The sequence below is a fragment of the Micromonospora parva genome (assembly GCF_040649675.1).
In the GTDB taxonomy this organism is placed as follows: domain Bacteria; phylum Actinomycetota; class Actinomycetes; order Mycobacteriales; family Micromonosporaceae; genus Micromonospora; species Micromonospora parva.
Genome location: NZ_JBEZFX010000004.1, coordinates 380,957 through 396,986 on the forward strand (window position 1 = coordinate 380,957; position 16,030 = coordinate 396,986).

Here is a 16,030-nt window from a genome sequence, read left to right on the forward strand (position 1 = left end):
GCGGAGGGCACCCGAGCGGAGGTCGGCTCGGTCTCGGTGGTCGACTCGGTCTCGGTGCTCGGCTCGGTGCTCGGCGCGGGATCGGCGGCGACCTGGGCGGCGCGCAGGCAGTAGAACGCGCCCGAGCGGTAGTGCAGCAACGCCGGATCGGTGGGACGCAGCGCGGCGGCGACGGCGGCGTTGCCCTCGTGGCCGGCCGAACCGATGGTGTAGAAGCCCTCCCCGAAGCTGCGCAACCAGCGGCCGGCCAGGTCGAGTTGCCGGCTGGTCACCTGTGCGTCGAACAGGTCCAGCAGCTGCGCGCCGGTCAGTGGGGCGTCGTCGGTGACCGGGTCGGCGGGGTCACGCCGTCGCTCGGCGGCGGGCAGCGCCGCCAGCGTCTCCCGGAACCGGTCGTCGAGATCTTGCGGGGTGGTCACGTCGGACAGCATTACCGACGGGAGCCCGGCTCGCCCAGTGGGACACGGCCGGCCGGGGTGCGTTCACTGTGACTCGCAGGACTCCGGGCAGCCGCCGTCGGACACCTTCCAGACCAGGTCACGAAGGGTGTTCAGCTCCTCGTCCGTCAGCCCGGACAGCAGTCGGGAGTCGGACATCACCTCGATCACCCGGGCCCGTACGACGCGACCCTCCCCGGTCACCAGCAACGTCTTCTGCCGGCGGTCGGTGGGATCGGTGCGGCGCTCGACCAGCCCGGCCTGCTCCAGCTTGTCGACCAGCACCGTCACGTTCGACCGGTCGCAACCCAGCTGACCGGCGAGGTCGCGGGCCGGCAGCGGGTGATCCGGGTCCAGCTCCTGCAACGCCCGGGCCGCCGCCGGGGTGAGGCCCAACTCGGCGAACGCGGAGCCCTGCCGGTGTCGCAGCGCGGCGGTGACGTGCGCCATCCGGCGCACCACGTCGAAGGCGAGACCGGCGCGATCCACCGGTGCGCCCGCCGCGGGACCCACCTCCTGCGTCACTGCCACATCGTACGCAGTGACGGGCGTCGTCCGGGCCCGCCGGCGCGGCCGGCCCGTCGGCGACCAGCACGAATCGACTGTGGTCATCGGTGTTCGACTGCCGGCGACGAGCAGGGCGCCTCGCTGTCACCTGTCGGCCACCGGGCCTCGCGAGGCTCCCGGAGTCACGAAGATCGGACTCTGGGGAGGATTCGTGTCACTGTCCCGACGTACCATCCTGCTGTCCGGCGCCGCGATCGGCGCCGCGGGCGCGGTCACCGGGCTGCCGACGGCGGCCGGCGCGGCGGCGGGCCGGCCGCTGGCCTACCCGTTCACCCTCGGGGTGGCCTCCGGCGACCCCGACCACGAGGGGTTCGTGTTGTGGACCCGCCTGGCCCCGCAGCCACTGGCCGAGGACGGCCTCGGCGGCATGCCGGACCGCGACGTGCCGGTGCACTGGGAGTTGGCCGCCGACGAGCGGTTCCGGCACGTGGTGCGCCGCGGCGTCGCTGTCGCCCGCGCCCGCTCGGCGCACAGCGTGCACGTGGAGTTGGCCGGCCTGCTGGCCGGGCGCGAGTACTTCTACCGGTTCCGGGCCGAGCGGCACATCTCGCCGACCGGACGCACCCGCACCGCCCCGGCACCGTGGACCATGCCCGCCACCCTCGCGATGGGCTTCGCCTCCTGCTCCCAGTACGAGCACGGCTACTTCACCGCCTACCGGCGGCTGGCCGAGACCGAGCCGGAGCTGATCCTGCACCTGGGCGACTACCAGTACGAGTACGCCCCGGACACGTACAACGTGCCCGGTGGCAACCCCCGTGACCACGAGGGACCGGAGACCCGGACGCTGGCCAACTACCGGCAGCGGCACGCCCAGTACAAGACCGACCCCGACCTGCAGGCCGCGCACGCGGTGGCGCCGTGGGCGGTGGTCTTCGACGACCACGAGGTGGAGAACAACTGGGCCGACGAGGTGCCCGAGGCGCCGGACCCGGAGTTCCCCGCGCGGCGGGCGGCGGCGTTCCAGGCGTACTACGAGAACATGCCGCTGCGGCGCACCTCGATCCCCCGCGGCATCGACATGCAGCTCTACCGGCGGGTGCGCTGGGGGCGGCTGGCCACGTTCCACCTGCTCGACACCCGGCAGTACCGCGACGACCAGGCCTGCGGCGACGGCTACCGGGACTGCGCCGCGGCATCCGACCCGGCCCGGTCGATCACCGGGGCCGAGCAGGAGGCGTGGCTGCTGGACGGCTTCCGCCGCTCGGACGCCCAGTGGGACATCCTGGGCCAGCAGGTCTTCTTCGCGCAGCGGGACAACAACTCCGGCCCGCTCACCGTCACCAGCATGGACGCCTGGGACGGCTACGTGGCCTCCCGGGACCGCATCACCCGGGGCTGGCTGGCCGCCGGGGTACGCAATCCGGTGGTGCTGACCGGCGACGTGCACGCCCACTGGGCCAGCGATCTCAAGCTGGACTACGCCGACCCGACCTCACGCACCGTCGGCACCGAACTGGTCTGCTCCTCGATCACCTCGACCGGTGACGGCGCGGACTCGGCGTCCGGCTCGCACCCGTGGTTCGCGTTCAACCCGCACCTGCGCTTCCAGAACAACCTGCGGGGGTACGTGCGCACCACGATCACCCCGGGGCAGCTCACCGCCGACTTCGACGTGCTGCCGTACGTCAGCCGGCCGGACGCGCCCGCGTACACCAGGGCGTCGTTCGTGATCGAGGACCGGGTGCCGGGCCTGCACCAGACGGCGGACAACCCGCTGCCGTCGGCGCTGCGGGGCGGCGCGCCGTCCGTCGACCTCGGTCAGCAGACCGTCGACCAGGAGACCGTCCGCCCGTAACCCGCCCGACGCGTCACGATCCGCGCACGGCGCCGCCCTCTCCCGCCGGGGCGGTGCGGGGACGCCGCGTGGATCGTGACGCGGGGCGGCCGGGCGGTCAGCCGGGCAGGAAGGAGAAGCGCACCTGACGGGTCGGGTTGTCGCCGTTGGTGTCGACCAGGCAGATCGACTGCCAGGTGCCCAGCGCCAGCCGGCCGCCGAGCACCGGCACCGTGGCGTACGGCGGGACGAACGCCGGCAGCACGTGGTCGCGGCCGTGCCCGGGCGAGCCGTGTCGGTGCCGCCAGCGGTCCTCGGTGGGAAGCAGGTCGGCCAGCGCGCTGAGCAGGTCGTCGTCGGAGCCCGACCCGGTCTCGATGATCGCCAGGCCGGCGGTGGCGTGCGGCACGAAGACGTGCAGCAGGCCGTCGCCCTCACCGGAGACGAACTGCTGGGCCTCCGCGGTGATGTCCCGGACGGCCGGCCGGGACCCGGTCTGGACGGTGATCACGTCGCTGCGCATACACCGCATTCTGCCCCAGGGCAGGCTCAGGAACCGCCGCCACCGCCGCCGGAGTCCCCACCACCGCCACCGCCACCGGAATCGCCACCGCCGCCGCCCCAGTCCCAGCCGCCGGAGTCGCTTCCGTAGTAGCTCGCCGGCGTGCTGGTGTCCGCGTGCCTGGCGCGCTGGCCGGGCACGGGCCGCACCCTCCGGGCCGCTGGTTCCCGCAGGCCGGCACGCACCTGGATCGCGCCGAAGAGCGCTGCGGCCAGACCGAAGATGACGATCGGGAGTGCGGCGGGCTCACCCGACACCAGCACCCAGGTCGCCGGGACCGCCGGGAGCACCCCGACTGCCAACAGCACACCGCCGACAATCACGCGCCGTCCGTTCATGCCACCACGGTAGGAAGCCAGAACAAGCGTCGAAAGCGGGTCGTAGCGCTAAGTTACCGGCGAGTACCTGTGTTGAGCGTCGCGTCCAGGGCACCTAGACGTGACGAGGGGTGCCACCAGGGGGCAGGATGGCGCTAGAGACCTATCCCACACACAACCGAGGGAACGCCTGTGGCTACGGAACGCAAGCGCCCGGTGATCAGCGACGGCCTACCGAGCCAGCTTCCGGACATCGACCCTGAAGAGACCAGCGAATGGGTCGAGTCGCTTGACGGTGTCATCGACGAACGCGGTGCCAAGCGCGCCCGCTACGTCATGCTGCGCCTGCTGGAGCGGGCCCGTGAGCGCCAGGTCGGGGTTCCGCCCCTGACCACCACCGACTACATCAACACCATCACACCGGAGCGCGAACCCTGGTTCCCGGGTGACGAGCACGTCGAGCGGCGGATCCGGGCGTACGTCCGGTGGAACGCCGCCATGCTGGTGCACCGGGCGCAGCGCCCGGAGATCGGCGTCGGCGGGCACATCTCCACCTTCGCCAGCTCGGCGTCGCTCTACGAGGTGGGCTTCAACCACTTCTTCCGGGGCAAGAACCACCCGGGCGGTGGCGACCAGATCTTCTACCAGGGCCACGCCTCCCCCGGCATGTACGCGCGGGCGTTCCTGGAGGGGCGGCTCAGCGAGCACCAGCTCGACGGGTTCCGCCAGGAGCTGTCGCACCCCGGCGGTGGGCTGCCCTCGTACCCGCACCCTCGGCTGATGCCGGACTTCTGGGAGTTCCCCACCGTCTCGATGGGTCTCGGCGGTCTGAACGCGATCTACCAGGCCCGGTTCAACCGGTACCTGCAGCACCGCGGCATCAAGGACACCTCCCAGCAGCACGTCTGGGCGTTCCTCGGCGACGGCGAGATGGACGAGCCGGAGACGCTCGGCGCCATCGGCGTGGCCGCCCGCGAGGAGCTGGACAACCTCACCTTCGTGATCAACTGCAACCTGCAGCGGCTGGACGGCCCGGTCCGGGGCAACGGCAAGGTCATGCAGGAGCTGGAGGCGTTCTTCCGGGGTGCCGGCTGGAACGTGATCAAGGTCGTCTGGGGCCGCGAGTGGGACCCGCTGCTCGCCGCGGACACCGACGGCGCGCTGGTCAACCTGATGAACACCACGACCGACGGCGACTACCAGACCTACAAGGCGGAGTCGGGCGCGTACGTGCGGGAGCACTTCTTCGGCCGGGACGCCCGGACCCGCAAGATGGTCGAGCCGCTCAGCGACGACGAGATCTGGAACCTCAAGCGGGGTGGGCACGACTACCGCAAGCTCTACGCGGCCTACAAGGCGGCCACCGAGCACACCGGTCAGCCCACCGTCATCCTGGCGAAGACGATCAAGGGCTGGACGCTCGGCTCGCACTTCGAGGGCCGCAACGCGACCCACCAGATGAAGAAGCTGACGCTGGAGGACTTGAAGACCTTCCGCGACCGGCTCTACCTCGACATCCCGGACTCGGCGCTGGAGGACAACCCCTACCTGCCGCCGTACTTCCACCCGGGCGAGAAGTCCGAGGAGATGGCATACCTCAAGGAGCGGCGCGAGCAGCTCGGCGGGTTCCTGCCGTCCCGGCGGACCAGCACCAAGCGGCTGGCCATCCCCGGCCCGGAGCGGTTCGCCGACGTCAAGCGCGGCTCGGGCAAGCAGAAGGTGGCCACCACGCAGGCCTTCGTCCGGCTGCTCAAGGACGTGATGAAGGACAAGGAGTTCGGCAAGCGCTGGGTGCCGATCATCCCGGACGAGGCCCGCACCTTCGGTCTCGACTCGATCTTCCCGACCGCGAAGATCTACTCGCCGCACGGCCAGCGCTACACCTCGGTCGACCGCGAGCTGTTCCTGTCGTACAAGGAGTCGACGACCGGGCAGATCCTGCACGAGGGGATCAACGAGGCCGGTTCGGTGGCCTCGTTCACCGCCGCCGGCTCGTCGTACGCCACGCACGACGAGCCGATGATCCCGATGTACATCTTCTACTCGATGTTCGGGTTCCAGCGCACCGCCGACGGGCTGTGGGCGGCGGCCGACCAGATGGCCCGCGGCTTCCTGCTCGGCGCCACCGCCGGTCGGACCACGCTCAACGGTGAGGGTCTTCAGCACGAGGACGGGCACTCGCTGCTGATCGCCGCCACCAACCCGGCCGTGGTCGCGTACGACCCGGCGTTCGCGTACGAGATCGCGCACATCATGGAGCAGGGTCTGCACCGGATGTACGGGGACGCGCAGGAGAACGTCTTCTACTACCTGACGGTCTACAACGAGCCGACGGTGCAGCCGGCCGAGCCGGCCGACGTGGACGTGGAGGGCCTGCTCAAGGGCATCTACCGCTACTCGCCGGCCCCGCAGGTCGACGGCCCGAAGGCCAACCTGCTCGCCTCGGGCACGGGGATGCAGTGGGCGCTCAAGGCCCAGCAGCTGCTCGCCCAGGACTGGGGGGTGGGTGCCAGCGTCTGGTCGGTGACCTCCTGGACCGAGCTGCGCCGCGACGCGGTGGAGACCGAGGAGTACAACCTGCTCAACCCGGGCGCCGAGGCGAAGGTTCCGTACATCCAGCAGAAGCTGGCCGACGCGGACGGGCCGAAGGTCGCGGTCAGCGACTTCATGCGCGCGGTACCGGACCTGATCGCCCGCTGGGTACCCGGCGACTACACGTCGCTCGGCACCGACGGTTTCGGCATGTCGGACACCCGGCACGCGCTGCGCCGGCACTTCCACGTCGACGCGGAGTCGATCGTGGTGGCCACGCTGCGGCAGCTCGCCCGCAGCGGCGCGGTGCCGGCCACGGTGCCGGCCGAGGCCGCCAAGAAGTACGCGATCGACGACGTCAACGCCGCCCCGGTCGGCGAGACCGGCGGCGACAGCTAGGTCCTGGTTCACCCGGACGAAGGGGCCCGGCACGCGGTCGCGTGCCGGGCCCTCGTCTTTCGGTACGCCCCCGCGCCGTCCCCGCCCATCTGGACGCCGCCCCCGGACCGGGCACCGCCGCGGCCAAGTGCCGCCCCGCCGCAAGATCACGCTCGATCGTGGATGTAGTGGCTTCGGCCAGCGGTGAGGCCACTACATCCAGGATCGAGCACGATCTCCACGAGCTCGGGGCCTCCGGGCCGAGCCGGGCCGGGCCGGGCCGGGTCCAGCAACGCGCGCGAAGTGGCGCGAGCGCACACCCTCAGGACGCGATCCGGCGGTGGTCCGGGAGCCCTGGCGGGGATCCGGACCACCGCCGTCGCGGGTGACGCCGGGAGGATGGGCGCTCGTCAGCCGACGGCGGCCAGGTCGGTGAGCCGGGCCAGCGAGTCCTCCAGGTCGGCGCCGACCCGACGCAGTCCGAGGCGCAGCAGGGCCGCCTTGACCGGGCCGGCCGGCCAGCGGACCACGATGAGGCGCACGATGGTGCCGCCCTCCTCCTCGTCGGCGGTGAGCTGGACGTAGATTTCGGTGCGCGCCTCCGCACGAGCACCGGCACCCTTGGCCCGCTCCCGCCAGCCGATCAGCGTCGGCTCCTGGTAGGCGATCACCTCGGCCTCATGCGCCGAGCCGCGCCCCGCCTGGACCAGCTGTCGTCGCCCGAAGCCCTCACCCGAGAGCACTTCGGCCGCACGGACCCCGGCCAGCCAGGCCGGCAACTGCTCGGCCCGCTGCACGACATCCCAGACCACTTCAATTGGCGCCGCCACGTGCGCACTGCGTTCCACGAGGATCATTTCCGTCTTTCCTCCGGTGAGGACATCCCACGATATCGGCACTCTATGCGTTAAATCGGACTTACCAGGACGGGTTCGGAAAAAGACACGCCGATCAACCATTGCGGAATGCGCCAGGCCGGCCTATGGCGCATTCATCGACAGCGCCCTAAAGTCCCGAGCACGTTTCACGTTGACCGGGAGGGCGTATGTCGACAGCACCCATGCCCCAGTTCCCCACCGGCTTCCGCTGGGGCGTCTCCACATCGGCCCACCAGATCGAGGGCGCCGCCACTGTCGACGGCCGAGGTCCGTCCATCTGGGACACCTTCGCGCAGTCACCCGGGCGGATCAGCGACGGCAGCAGCGGCGCGGTCGCCTGCGACCACTACCACCGGCACACCGAGGACGTGGCGCTACTTGCCGGCCTGGGCGTCGACGCGTACCGGTTCTCCATCGCCTGGCCCCGGATCCAACCCACCGGCGCCGGCCCGGCCAACCCGGCCGGCCTGGACTTCTACGACCGTCTGGTGGACGAGCTGCTGGCCGCCGACGTCGACCCGGTGGCCACCCTCTACCACTGGGACCTGCCGCAACCCCTCGAAGACACCGGCGGCTGGCTGCACCGCGACACCGCCGCCCGGTTCGCCGAGTACGCCGAGAAGACGGCCGCCCGGCTCGGCGACCGCGTCCGGCTGTGGATCACGCTGAACGAACCGTTCATCCACATGAGCCTCGGCTACGGCATGGGCCAGCACGCCCCCGGCCGGATGCTGCTGTTCGACGCCTTCCCGGCCGCCCACCACCAACTGCTCGGGCACGGGCTCGCCGTCGCCGCGCTACGGGCCCACACCACCAGCCCGGTGGCGATCGCCAACAACTACTCGCCGGTGCGGATACTCGGCGACAGTGACGCCGACCGGGCCGCCGGGGCGGCGTACGAGGCGCTGCACAACCGGCTCTTCACCGACCCGCTGCTCGGCCGCGGCTACCCCGAACTACCCGGCCTCGACCCGGGCATCGTCCACCCCGGCGACCTCGACACGATCGCCGCGCCGATCGACGTGCTCGGGGTCAACTACTACAACCCCACCGGGGTACGGGCCGCCGAGGAGGGTTCACCCCTGCCGTTCGACCTGGTTGCGCTGGACGGCTACCCGCGTACCGCCTTCGACTGGCCGGTGGCCCCCGACGGGCTGCGCGAGCTGCTCGGCTGGCTGCACGACACGTACGGCGACGCGCTGCCACCCATCGAGATCACCGAGAGCGGCTGCGCATACGACGACGTGCCGGACGAGGACGGGCGGGTGGCCGACCCGCAGCGGATCGCGTACCTCGACGGGCACCTGCGCGCGGTCCGGGCCGCCCTCGACGACGGGGTGGACGTCCGCGGGTACTTCGTCTGGTCGCTGCTGGACAACTGGGAGTGGGCCGAGGGGTTCACCAAGCGCTTCGGTCTGGTGCACGTCGACTACGCCACCCAGACCCGTACGCCGAAGTCGTCGTACACCTGGTTGCGGGACGTGATCGCGGCCAGCCGGCCGGGGTCGGCGCGGTGACCACCCTCGACCCGACGCCGGCATCGCTGCCGGCGGCGCTCGCCGAGCCGACGGTGCCGGTCCGGCGCGGCTGGATCGGTCTGATCTTCGCGGCCAACCTCGGCGTGTGGATGGCGTTCTTCACGCCGATCCAGGTGCTGCTGCCGCAGCAGATCGAGCAGATCGCGCCCGGCGACAAGGAGAACATGCTGGCCGTGGTCACCGGCCTCGGCGCACTGGCCGCGGTGCTGGCCAACCCCCTCGCGGGCGCGTTCTCCGACCGGACCTGCCTGCGGATCGCCGGCCGCGAGTTCGGTCGTCGGCACGTCTGGACGGTGGGCGGGGCGGTGCTCGGCGCGGCGGCCCTGGTGCTGCTGGCCCAGCAGCGGACCATCCTCGGTGTCGCCCTCGGTTGGGTGGCCGCGCAGGTCTGCTTCAACGCCATGCTGGCCAGCCTCAGCGCCGCCGTCCCGGACCGGGTGCCGGTGCGCCAGCGCGGTGGCGTCTCGGGCTGGGTGGGCATCCCGCAGGCGCTCGGGTTGGTGCTCGGCGCGGTGCTCGTCACCGCAGTGGTCACCGGCAACACCGCCGGCTACCTGGCCATCGCCGTGGCCATCCTGCTGCTGTCGCTGCCGTTCGCGCTGCTCACCCCCGACGAGCCTCTGCCGCGGACGCACCGACCGGTGCTCCGGACGCGGGCGCTGCTGGCCTCGATGTGGATCAGCCCGCGCCAACACCCGGACTTCGCCTGGGCCTGGATCACCCGGTTCCTGGTCCAGTTGGGCAACGCGCTGGGCACCCTCTACCTGCTGTACTTCCTCAGCGACGGGGTGCGTCACCCCGACCCCGAGGGCGGCCTGCTGGTGCTGATCCTGCTCTACACGCTCGGCATGATGCTGACCGCTGTGGTCGCCGGCCGACTGTCCGACCGGTCCGGCCGCCGCAAGGTCTACGTGATCGTCTCCGGGTTGATCATGGCGGTGGCGGCGCTGCTGCTCGCGGTCGCCCCGCTCTGGCCGGTGGCCATCGTCGCGGCACTGCTGCTCGGCGCCGGCTACGGCGTCTACCTCTCGGTGGACGCCGCGTTGATCACCCAGGTGCTGCCCCGGGCCACCGACCGGGCCAAGGACCTGGGCGTGATCAACATCGCCAACTCGGCGCCGCAGGTGCTCGGCCCGGCGCTCTCCGCCCCGCTCGTGGTGTATCTGGGCGGCTATCCCACGCTCTACGCGGTCACCGCCGTGGTCACCCTCCTCGGCAGCGCCCTGGTCGTCAAGATCCGTTCGGTGCCCTGAGTCAGGGGGCCGTGCCCAAAAGCGCTCGCCGCCCGCCGTAGGCTGGGGGACGTGACAGTACGTGTGCGCTTCGCCCCCTCCCCGACCGGTATGTTCCACGTCGGCGGCGCCCGCTCGGCGCTGCAGAACTGGATCTACGCCAAGCAGCAGGGCGGCGTGTTCGTGCTGCGGATCGAGGACACCGACGCGGCGCGCAACAAGCCCGAGTGGACCGAGGGCATCCTCTCCGCCCTGGACTGGATCGGCATCACCCGGGGCAGCTACGAGGGCCCCTACTTCCAGTCGGCGAACGCCGGTGAGCACCGGGCCGCCGCCGCGCGCCTGTACGAGTCGGGCCGTGCCTACTACTGCGACTGCACCCGTGAGGACGTGCAGGCCCGCACCGGCTCGCAGTACCAGGGCTACGACGGCTACCACCGCGACCTCGGCCTCGGCCCCGGTGAGGGTCGCGCGCTGCGCTTCCGTACGCCGGACGAGGGCACGACAGTGGTGGTCGACCTGATCCGCGGTGAGCCCACCTTCGAGAACAAGCTCATCGAGGACTTCGTCATCGCCCGGGGCGACGGCTCGCCGGTCTTCCTGCTGGCCAACGTCGTCGACGACATGACCATGGGGATCACCCACGTGATCCGGGCCGAGGAGCACCTGCCCAACACCCCCAAGCAGCAGCTGCTCTGGGAGGCCCTCGGGGTCAAGCCGCCGGTCTGGGCGCACGTGCCGGTGGTGGTCAACGAGAAGCGGCAGAAGCTCTCCAAGCGCCGGGACAAGGTCGCCCTGGAGGCGTACCGCGACGAGGGTTACCTGGCCGGCGCGATGCGCAACTACCTCATGCTGCTCGGCTGGGCCCCGTCCGGCGACCGGGAGATCGTGCCCTGGTCGGTGATCGAGGACGAGTTCCGGCTGGACGAGGTCAACCTCTCCTCGGCGTTCTTCGACGAGAAGAAGCTGCGCGCGTTCAACGGTGAGTACATTCGCGCGCTGCCGGTGGCCGAGTTCATCGACGCCTGCCAGCCGTGGCTGACCGGCACCGACACCATCGCGCCGCCACCCTGGCAGCCCGAGGAGTTCGACGCCGACGCGTTCGCCGCCGTGGCGCCGCTGGCCCAGACCCGGATCGCGGTGCTCAGCGAGATCGTGCCGAACGTCGACTTCCTCTTCCTGGCCACGCCGCTGATCGACGAGGCGGCCTGGACCAAGACGATGAAGGACGGCTCCGCCGAGCTGCTGGACGATGCCGTCGCGGCGTTCGAGGCGCTGGAGTCCTGGGATGCCGAGTCGTTGAAGTCGACGCTGGAGGCGGTCGGCGCCGAGCGGGGCCTCAAGCTCGGCAAGACGCAGGCACCCGTACGGGTTGCTGTCACCGGTCGCACCGTGGGTCTGCCGCTGTTCGAGTCGCTGGAGGTGCTCGGTCGCGAGCGCACCCTGACCCGCATCCGCGCCGCCCGCCTCCGCCTGGTCTGACTGTTGCGCATCGACGCGTCACGGGCGCGTCGCCGGCCCAACTCCGCATCGCCCCGCCTTTGCTCTGCACCCCAATAGGCACCGGTCGCAGACCGTAACCGTCGCTTCCGCGGGTGCAGAGCAAAGGATGGCGCGCACACCTGACCCACCCGGGTTGGTGAGTGTCAGAGAGTCACCGAACCCCTCGCTGGCGGCGGAACACGAGGCCGGCTCCGAGCGCGGCGAGCAGCAGCACGCCGCCGAGCCCCCAGAGCCACCAGCGGCCGCCGGAGTCGGACTGCTCCGACGCGGCCGGCACCGTCGACGCCGTCGAGCTGGCGGGGGTGGTCGACGCCGGCACGGCGGAGGGCGACGCGCCAGCCGAGGGCGACCCGGTAGCTGTGGTCCCGGCGGCGGTCGACGGCGAGGCGGACGGGTCGGCGGCCGTACCGGTCGTGAGGGTGAACCGCACTTCGCCCTTCACCGGGTGCCCGTCGGCGGACGCGAGCTGGTAGCCCACGATGTAGAGACCCGCCGCCGCGGGCTTGAACGGCACCCGCACCCGGCTGCCGGCGAAGACCGGTGGGCCGCCAGCGACCACATTGTCCGGTCCGGTTATGGTGATCTTCGTCGTTGTCGGTGACGGCGTGGCGAGGAACCGCAGCTCGACCCGGGCGGGTGCCGTCGCCACGCGGGCACCGTCGCGCGGGTTGCTGCCGGTCAGCTCGTTGTGGGCGGCGGCCGGTGTGGGCGGCACCAGAAACGACACACCGAACGCCACGCCGAGGACCACTGGCATGACCCGCACCGTACGTGTAACCCTGCCCCCCATGAACCCCTCCGTAAGGGTACGATCCGCCCGCTGATCAAACGGCTCCTCATTAGTCGAGCAGAGATCGCAGATAGTTCCAATTACTGTTCCGAAAGCTGCAACTCATCGACGTTCTGCGGAGTCTGTAGGAGTGGACGCGGCCATCTGGTCGATGCCCGCACCGGCAGGTCGGTCCGGACGTCACGACGAAGCCATCCATCGAGCGGGGCGAGGAGGCGGGATGGTCCGACACATGAGGCGGTTGGCCGCCGTGTTGGCGGGCACGCTGGCGGCGGCACTGCTGTCGCTGGGCACCGCCGGCTCGGCCTCGGCCGCGCCGAAGCCGGCACCCGCCGGAGTGGACATCACCGGCACAGGGCTGTCCGAGCCGCTGCGAATGCGCGCGGACGCCGAGCCCGCTCTCGTGGGCGCGATCATCGATCAGGTCAACTTCCTCGCTCGCACCGGCATGCCAACCGGTCCGAAGGCGGCCAACCTCGGTCCGAAATACACGGTCGTGGTGCTCGCCGGCGATACGCCGAAGCAGACCTACGACCTCTATCCGAAGGCGGTCGGTGGCCCCCGCGTCTACCGGCCGGCCAAGCAGCCGGACGGCCGCAAGACCAGCGCCGGCTGGTTCCTGGGTCGGCTCAGCATGTCCGAGACCCTGCGCACCGCCGGTGTGCCGCTGGAGCGGCAGTTCGACACGGTCAGCGGCGGCGCGGGCGGCGGCGAGCGGGTGCTCCCGGAAGACACGCTCGACCCGGCGAAGGACCTCGACGAGGCGCTGGGCGACCTGCAACGCCTGCTGCTGCTCAACGTCGGCGTGATGTTGACCATCACGGTCGGCCTCGCCGGGATCGCCCTGCTGATCCGCCGCCGCACCCGCTGAACCGGCGCCGCACACGGCCGGCGCCGCACACGCTGAGCCGACACTGACGCTGAGCCGGCGCCGCACACGCTGAGCCGGCGCTGGCACCGGCGCACGTGCTGGCCAGCGCCTCAACCGGCGCTGGTCAGCACCAGCGGCGCGGTGGGCGCTCCCGGCGGGTGGCCCGTGGACGCGGTCGGACCGGGCCGTGCCGGTGCGCCCCGGCCCAGCCGGGAAGTTCACTCAGGCAACCAGCGGGGACGTCGAAGTCGGGCTCGCCGAGGGTGTTGGGCTCTGCGGAGCGCTGGCGCGGCAGCACGGGCTCGTCGTCAGCCCGCCCGGTGAGCGGCTCCGCCGGGTGCGATGGTGCGCCGCCGACCGCTCGGCGGTGCTTACCCGCCGCCTGCGGGTCGTGGTGCCCCGGCCGGCAGGGCTCGCCCTGGGCGCAGCCGTGCTCGGCCTCCCCGTGCGCCATCCCGGTCTCCTCACGCTCGCCCCACCCTCGGGTGCTCTCCCCGAGGTGCCCTGTCACCGTACTGGCCGGGACCGACGGGCCGCGCGCAGCGTACCCGGCGTCCGGACGGGCCGGTCCCCGGCGACGCCGCCGAGCACGGAACCCGGTTACGCAGTTCACAGCATCTTTTCGTGCCGTTCACCGAAGGGCCCGCCGGAGGGCGGACCGGGCGGGGCGCGGTGCGCGTACCCCTTTCGGCGCATGGCGGTGCCGTCGAGGTCCTCCCCCGGTCGGAGTTCGACCGGCGACGGCTGTGGTGGGATCGGGTCATGCGTCCGCCACCGTGGCTCGACTCCGGCACCCTCGGCCGTGATCTCGTGCTGGCCGGCGCGTCGCTGGCCGGTGGTCTGGTGTTGCACGCCCTGGGTTGGCAACCGCAGGTCCGCCCGAACGCGGAGGTGCCCTCGGCGTTGTTCCTGCCGCCGCTGGTGGCGGTGTGCGTCGCCGTCGCTCTTCGGCGGGTCGCACCGCGCGCCAGCCTGGCGCTGGGCACCGGCGCGCTGGTGGTCGACACGGCGCTGGGTAGTTCGCTGGGCACGGTCCTGGTCTACACACAGGTGCTCTACGACGCCTGCGTGTACGGCCCGCCCCGGCTGTGGCGGTGGCTGCTGCGGATCACCGTGGCGCTGAGCCTGCTCGGGACGGTCGTCGGGGTGCTCAGGTACGGCCACTGGCGTGGGGCGGCGCTCGGGGTGCTGGTGGTGCTCGCCGGGCTGTTGCCGGTGCTGACCGGCATCAGTGTGCGGCAGTACCGCGACCAGGCCGCCGCCGAGCGGGCGCGGGCCGAGCAGACCGCCCGGCTGGTCGAGTTGGACCGTCGGCAGGCGGTCAGCGCCGAACGGGCCCGGATGGCCCGGGAGTTGCACGACGTGGTCGCCAACCACCTCAGCGCGGTGGCCATCCACGCCACCGCCGTGCTGTCGGTGCCCGGCTTGGATCGCGGTCAGGTGGAGTCGGCGTTGCGGGTCATCCGGGAGAGCAGCGTGCAGGGGCTGGCGGAGATGCGTCAGATGATCGAGGTGTTGCGCGAACCCGGGAGCAGCGGTGGCCAGGCCGCGCCGGAGGTGGTCACCGCGCGGTTGGCCGAGGCGGACGGGCTGGTCGAGCGGGCTCGGGCGGCCGGTCTCACGGTGCGGGTCCGGACCGATGGCACGCCGGGCGCGCTGCCGGTGGGGGTGGACCTCGCCGCGTACCGGATCGTGCAGGAGTCGCTGACGAACGCGCTGAAGCACGGTACGGGTGAGGCGGAGCTGACGATCGCGTACCGCCCGGCCGAGGTGGTGCTGACGGTGGAGAACCCGGTCCGCCGGGGCGCGGCCGGGCTGCCGGGCGCCGGGGCCGGGCTGATCGGCATGCGGGAGCGGGCCACGCTGCTGGCCGGTCGGTTCACTGCCGGGCCGTGCGACGGTCGCTGGCAGGTGCGGGCCGCCCTGCCCACCGGGGAGACCGGGTGACCGGGGCGGCGCGGCCCGCGGACGACGCGGGCGCGGCGACGGTACGGGTGGTGCTCGCCGACGACCAGCCGGCGGTACGCGCGGGACTGGCCCTGATCTTGAACGGCTCACCGGGTGTCCGGGTGGTCGGCGAGGCTGCCGACGGTGACGCCGCGGTGCGCCTGTGCCGGGAGCTGCGCCCCGACGTGGCGGTGCTCGATGTGCGGATGCCCCACTCCGACGGGATCTCCGCGACCCGGGCGATCGTCGCCGACGGGCTCGCCGACGTGCTGGTGCTCACCACCTTCGACCTCGACGAGTACGTCTTCGGGGCGTTGCGGGCCGGCGCGGCCGGGTTCCTGCTCAAGGACACCGACGCCGACGGTCTGGTCAGCGCGGTGCGGACGGTGGCCCGGGGCGACGGGTTCATCGCGCCCACTGTGACCCGCCGCCTGATCACCGCGTTCGCGGCCACCACGCCGGGCGCGTCGGCGGACACCCGGGCCGCGCTGACCACCCTCACCCCGCGCGAGCGTGACGTGCTGGCCTGCCTCGGGTTGGGCCTGTCCAACCAGCAGATCGCCGACCGGCTGGTGCTGGCGGAGAGCACCACCAAGACCCATGTGAGCCGGATCCTGGCGAAGCTGGACCTGCGCAGCCGGGTGCAGGCCGCCATCCTGGCCCAGGAGTTGGGTCTGCCCGCTCCCCCGCAGCCGTGAGCC

At 72.0% G+C, this 16,030-nt stretch carries 14 protein-coding genes and 1 pseudogene; 8 read left to right on the plus strand and 7 right to left on the minus strand.

Annotation, left to right across the window (positions count from 1 at the left end; genetic code table 11):
• Positions 1 to 59: 59 nt before the first annotated feature.
• Positions 60 to 431 (minus strand): annotated as a pseudogene (locus tag AB0C03_RS32325) (transketolase); the annotation flags it as partial.
• A 51-nt stretch (positions 432 to 482) separates the two neighbouring features.
• Positions 483 to 887, minus strand: a complete 405-nt coding sequence (locus AB0C03_RS13020; protein ID WP_245233577.1) for a MarR family winged helix-turn-helix transcriptional regulator — start codon at positions 885 to 887, stop codon at positions 483 to 485.
• Between the two features lie 268 nt (positions 888 to 1,155).
• Here AB0C03_RS13020 and AB0C03_RS13025 point away from each other — a divergent pair, with 268 nt between their 5' ends.
• Positions 1,156 to 2,802, plus strand: coding sequence for an alkaline phosphatase D family protein (locus AB0C03_RS13025; protein WP_030330246.1), 1,647 nt, complete (start codon positions 1,156 to 1,158; stop codon positions 2,800 to 2,802).
• A gap of 97 nt (positions 2,803 to 2,899) precedes the next feature.
• On the opposite strand, the gene AB0C03_RS13030 is transcribed toward AB0C03_RS13025, so the two are convergent.
• Both AB0C03_RS13030 and AB0C03_RS13035 read right to left on the minus strand, forming a co-directional pair.
• The gene (locus AB0C03_RS13030; RefSeq protein WP_030330248.1) at positions 2,900 to 3,304 is read right to left on the minus strand and encodes a YjbQ family protein; all 405 of its coding nucleotides are present in this window, start codon (positions 3,302 to 3,304) and stop codon (positions 2,900 to 2,902) included.
• A gap of 26 nt (positions 3,305 to 3,330) precedes the next feature.
• Positions 3,331 to 3,681, minus strand: a complete 351-nt coding sequence (locus AB0C03_RS13035; RefSeq protein WP_210858982.1) for a hypothetical protein — start codon at positions 3,679 to 3,681, stop codon at positions 3,331 to 3,333.
• Between the two features lie 171 nt (positions 3,682 to 3,852).
• On the opposite strand from AB0C03_RS13035, the gene aceE reads away from it, so the two are divergent.
• A complete protein-coding gene (aceE, locus tag AB0C03_RS13040; RefSeq protein WP_030330252.1) occupies positions 3,853 to 6,591 on the plus strand; it encodes a pyruvate dehydrogenase (acetyl-transferring), homodimeric type in 2,739 nt (912 codons plus the stop codon).
• Between the two features lie 389 nt (positions 6,592 to 6,980).
• On the opposite strand, the gene AB0C03_RS13045 is transcribed toward aceE, so the two are convergent.
• Positions 6,981 to 7,427 (minus strand): SRPBCC family protein, encoded by a 447-nt coding sequence (locus tag AB0C03_RS13045; protein WP_030330254.1) that lies wholly within the window; start codon positions 7,425 to 7,427, stop codon positions 6,981 to 6,983.
• Positions 7,428 to 7,615: 188 nt separating this feature from the next.
• Here AB0C03_RS13045 and AB0C03_RS13050 point away from each other — a divergent pair, with 188 nt between their 5' ends.
• From AB0C03_RS13050 to gltX, 3 genes are read left to right on the plus strand one after another with little or no spacing between them, the layout of a single operon-like run.
• Entirely contained in the window at positions 7,616 to 8,965 is a 1,350-nt protein-coding gene (locus AB0C03_RS13050) for a GH1 family beta-glucosidase (RefSeq protein WP_036411063.1), read from the plus strand.
• A complete protein-coding gene (locus AB0C03_RS13055; protein ID WP_030330257.1) occupies positions 8,962 to 10,239 on the plus strand; it encodes an MFS transporter in 1,278 nt (425 codons plus the stop codon). The genes AB0C03_RS13050 and AB0C03_RS13055 overlap by 4 nt, the downstream gene beginning before the upstream one ends.
• A 51-nt stretch (positions 10,240 to 10,290) precedes the next feature.
• The gene (gene gltX / locus AB0C03_RS13060; RefSeq protein WP_030330259.1) at positions 10,291 to 11,700 is read left to right on the plus strand and encodes a glutamate--tRNA ligase; all 1,410 of its coding nucleotides are present in this window, start codon (positions 10,291 to 10,293) and stop codon (positions 11,698 to 11,700) included.
• Between the two features lie 172 nt (positions 11,701 to 11,872).
• Here the strand turns inward: gltX and AB0C03_RS13065 are convergent, their stop codons facing one another.
• A complete protein-coding gene (locus AB0C03_RS13065; RefSeq protein WP_245233571.1) occupies positions 11,873 to 12,478 on the minus strand; it encodes a copper resistance CopC family protein in 606 nt (201 codons plus the stop codon).
• 253 nt (positions 12,479 to 12,731) lie between these two features.
• Here AB0C03_RS13065 and AB0C03_RS13070 point away from each other — a divergent pair, with 253 nt between their 5' ends.
• Positions 12,732 to 13,382 carry a hypothetical protein gene (locus tag AB0C03_RS13070; RefSeq protein ID WP_210865432.1) on the plus strand — a complete coding sequence of 217 codons (651 nt, stop codon included), beginning with the start codon at positions 12,732 to 12,734 and terminating at the stop codon, positions 13,380 to 13,382.
• 124 nt (positions 13,383 to 13,506) lie between these two features.
• On the opposite strand, the gene AB0C03_RS13075 is transcribed toward AB0C03_RS13070, so the two are convergent.
• Entirely contained in the window at positions 13,507 to 13,836 is a 330-nt protein-coding gene (locus tag AB0C03_RS13075) for a hypothetical protein (RefSeq protein ID WP_030330264.1), read from the minus strand.
• Between the two features lie 308 nt (positions 13,837 to 14,144).
• On the opposite strand from AB0C03_RS13075, the gene AB0C03_RS13080 reads away from it, so the two are divergent.
• Together AB0C03_RS13080 and AB0C03_RS13085 are read left to right on the plus strand one after the other, a co-directional pair.
• Positions 14,145 to 15,329: a sensor histidine kinase gene (locus tag AB0C03_RS13080; RefSeq protein WP_030330266.1), complete on the plus strand. Its 1,185-nt coding sequence runs from the start codon at positions 14,145 to 14,147 to the stop codon at positions 15,327 to 15,329.
• Entirely contained in the window at positions 15,326 to 16,027 is a 702-nt protein-coding gene (locus tag AB0C03_RS13085; protein ID WP_210863430.1) for a response regulator, read from the plus strand. The genes AB0C03_RS13080 and AB0C03_RS13085 overlap by 4 nt, the downstream gene beginning before the upstream one ends.
• Positions 16,028 to 16,030 lie beyond the last annotated feature (3 nt).

Bases quoted from the DNA above. Each gene is read 5' to 3' on its own strand.
- AB0C03_RS13020 (WP_245233577.1), bottom strand. From the start codon at position 887: ATGGCGCACGTCACCGCCGCGCTGCGACACCGGCAGGGCTCCGCGTTC.
- AB0C03_RS13030 (WP_030330248.1), bottom strand. From the start codon at position 3,304: ATGCGCAGCGACGTGATCACCGTCCAGACCGGGTCCCGGCCGGCCGTC.
- AB0C03_RS13035 (WP_210858982.1), bottom strand. From the start codon at position 3,681: ATGAACGGACGGCGCGTGATTGTCGGCGGTGTGCTGTTGGCAGTCGGG.
- AB0C03_RS13045 (WP_030330254.1), bottom strand. From the start codon at position 7,427: ATGATCCTCGTGGAACGCAGTGCGCACGTGGCGGCGCCAATTGAAGTG.
- AB0C03_RS13050 (WP_036411063.1), top strand. From the start codon at position 7,616: ATGTCGACAGCACCCATGCCCCAGTTCCCCACCGGCTTCCGCTGGGGC.
- AB0C03_RS13065 (WP_245233571.1), bottom strand. From the start codon at position 12,478: ATGCCAGTGGTCCTCGGCGTGGCGTTCGGTGTGTCGTTTCTGGTGCCG.
- AB0C03_RS13070 (WP_210865432.1), top strand. From the start codon at position 12,732: ATGGTCCGACACATGAGGCGGTTGGCCGCCGTGTTGGCGGGCACGCTG.
- AB0C03_RS13075 (WP_030330264.1), bottom strand. From the start codon at position 13,836: ATGGCGCACGGGGAGGCCGAGCACGGCTGCGCCCAGGGCGAGCCCTGC.
- AB0C03_RS13080 (WP_030330266.1), top strand. From the start codon at position 14,145: ATGCGTCCGCCACCGTGGCTCGACTCCGGCACCCTCGGCCGTGATCTC.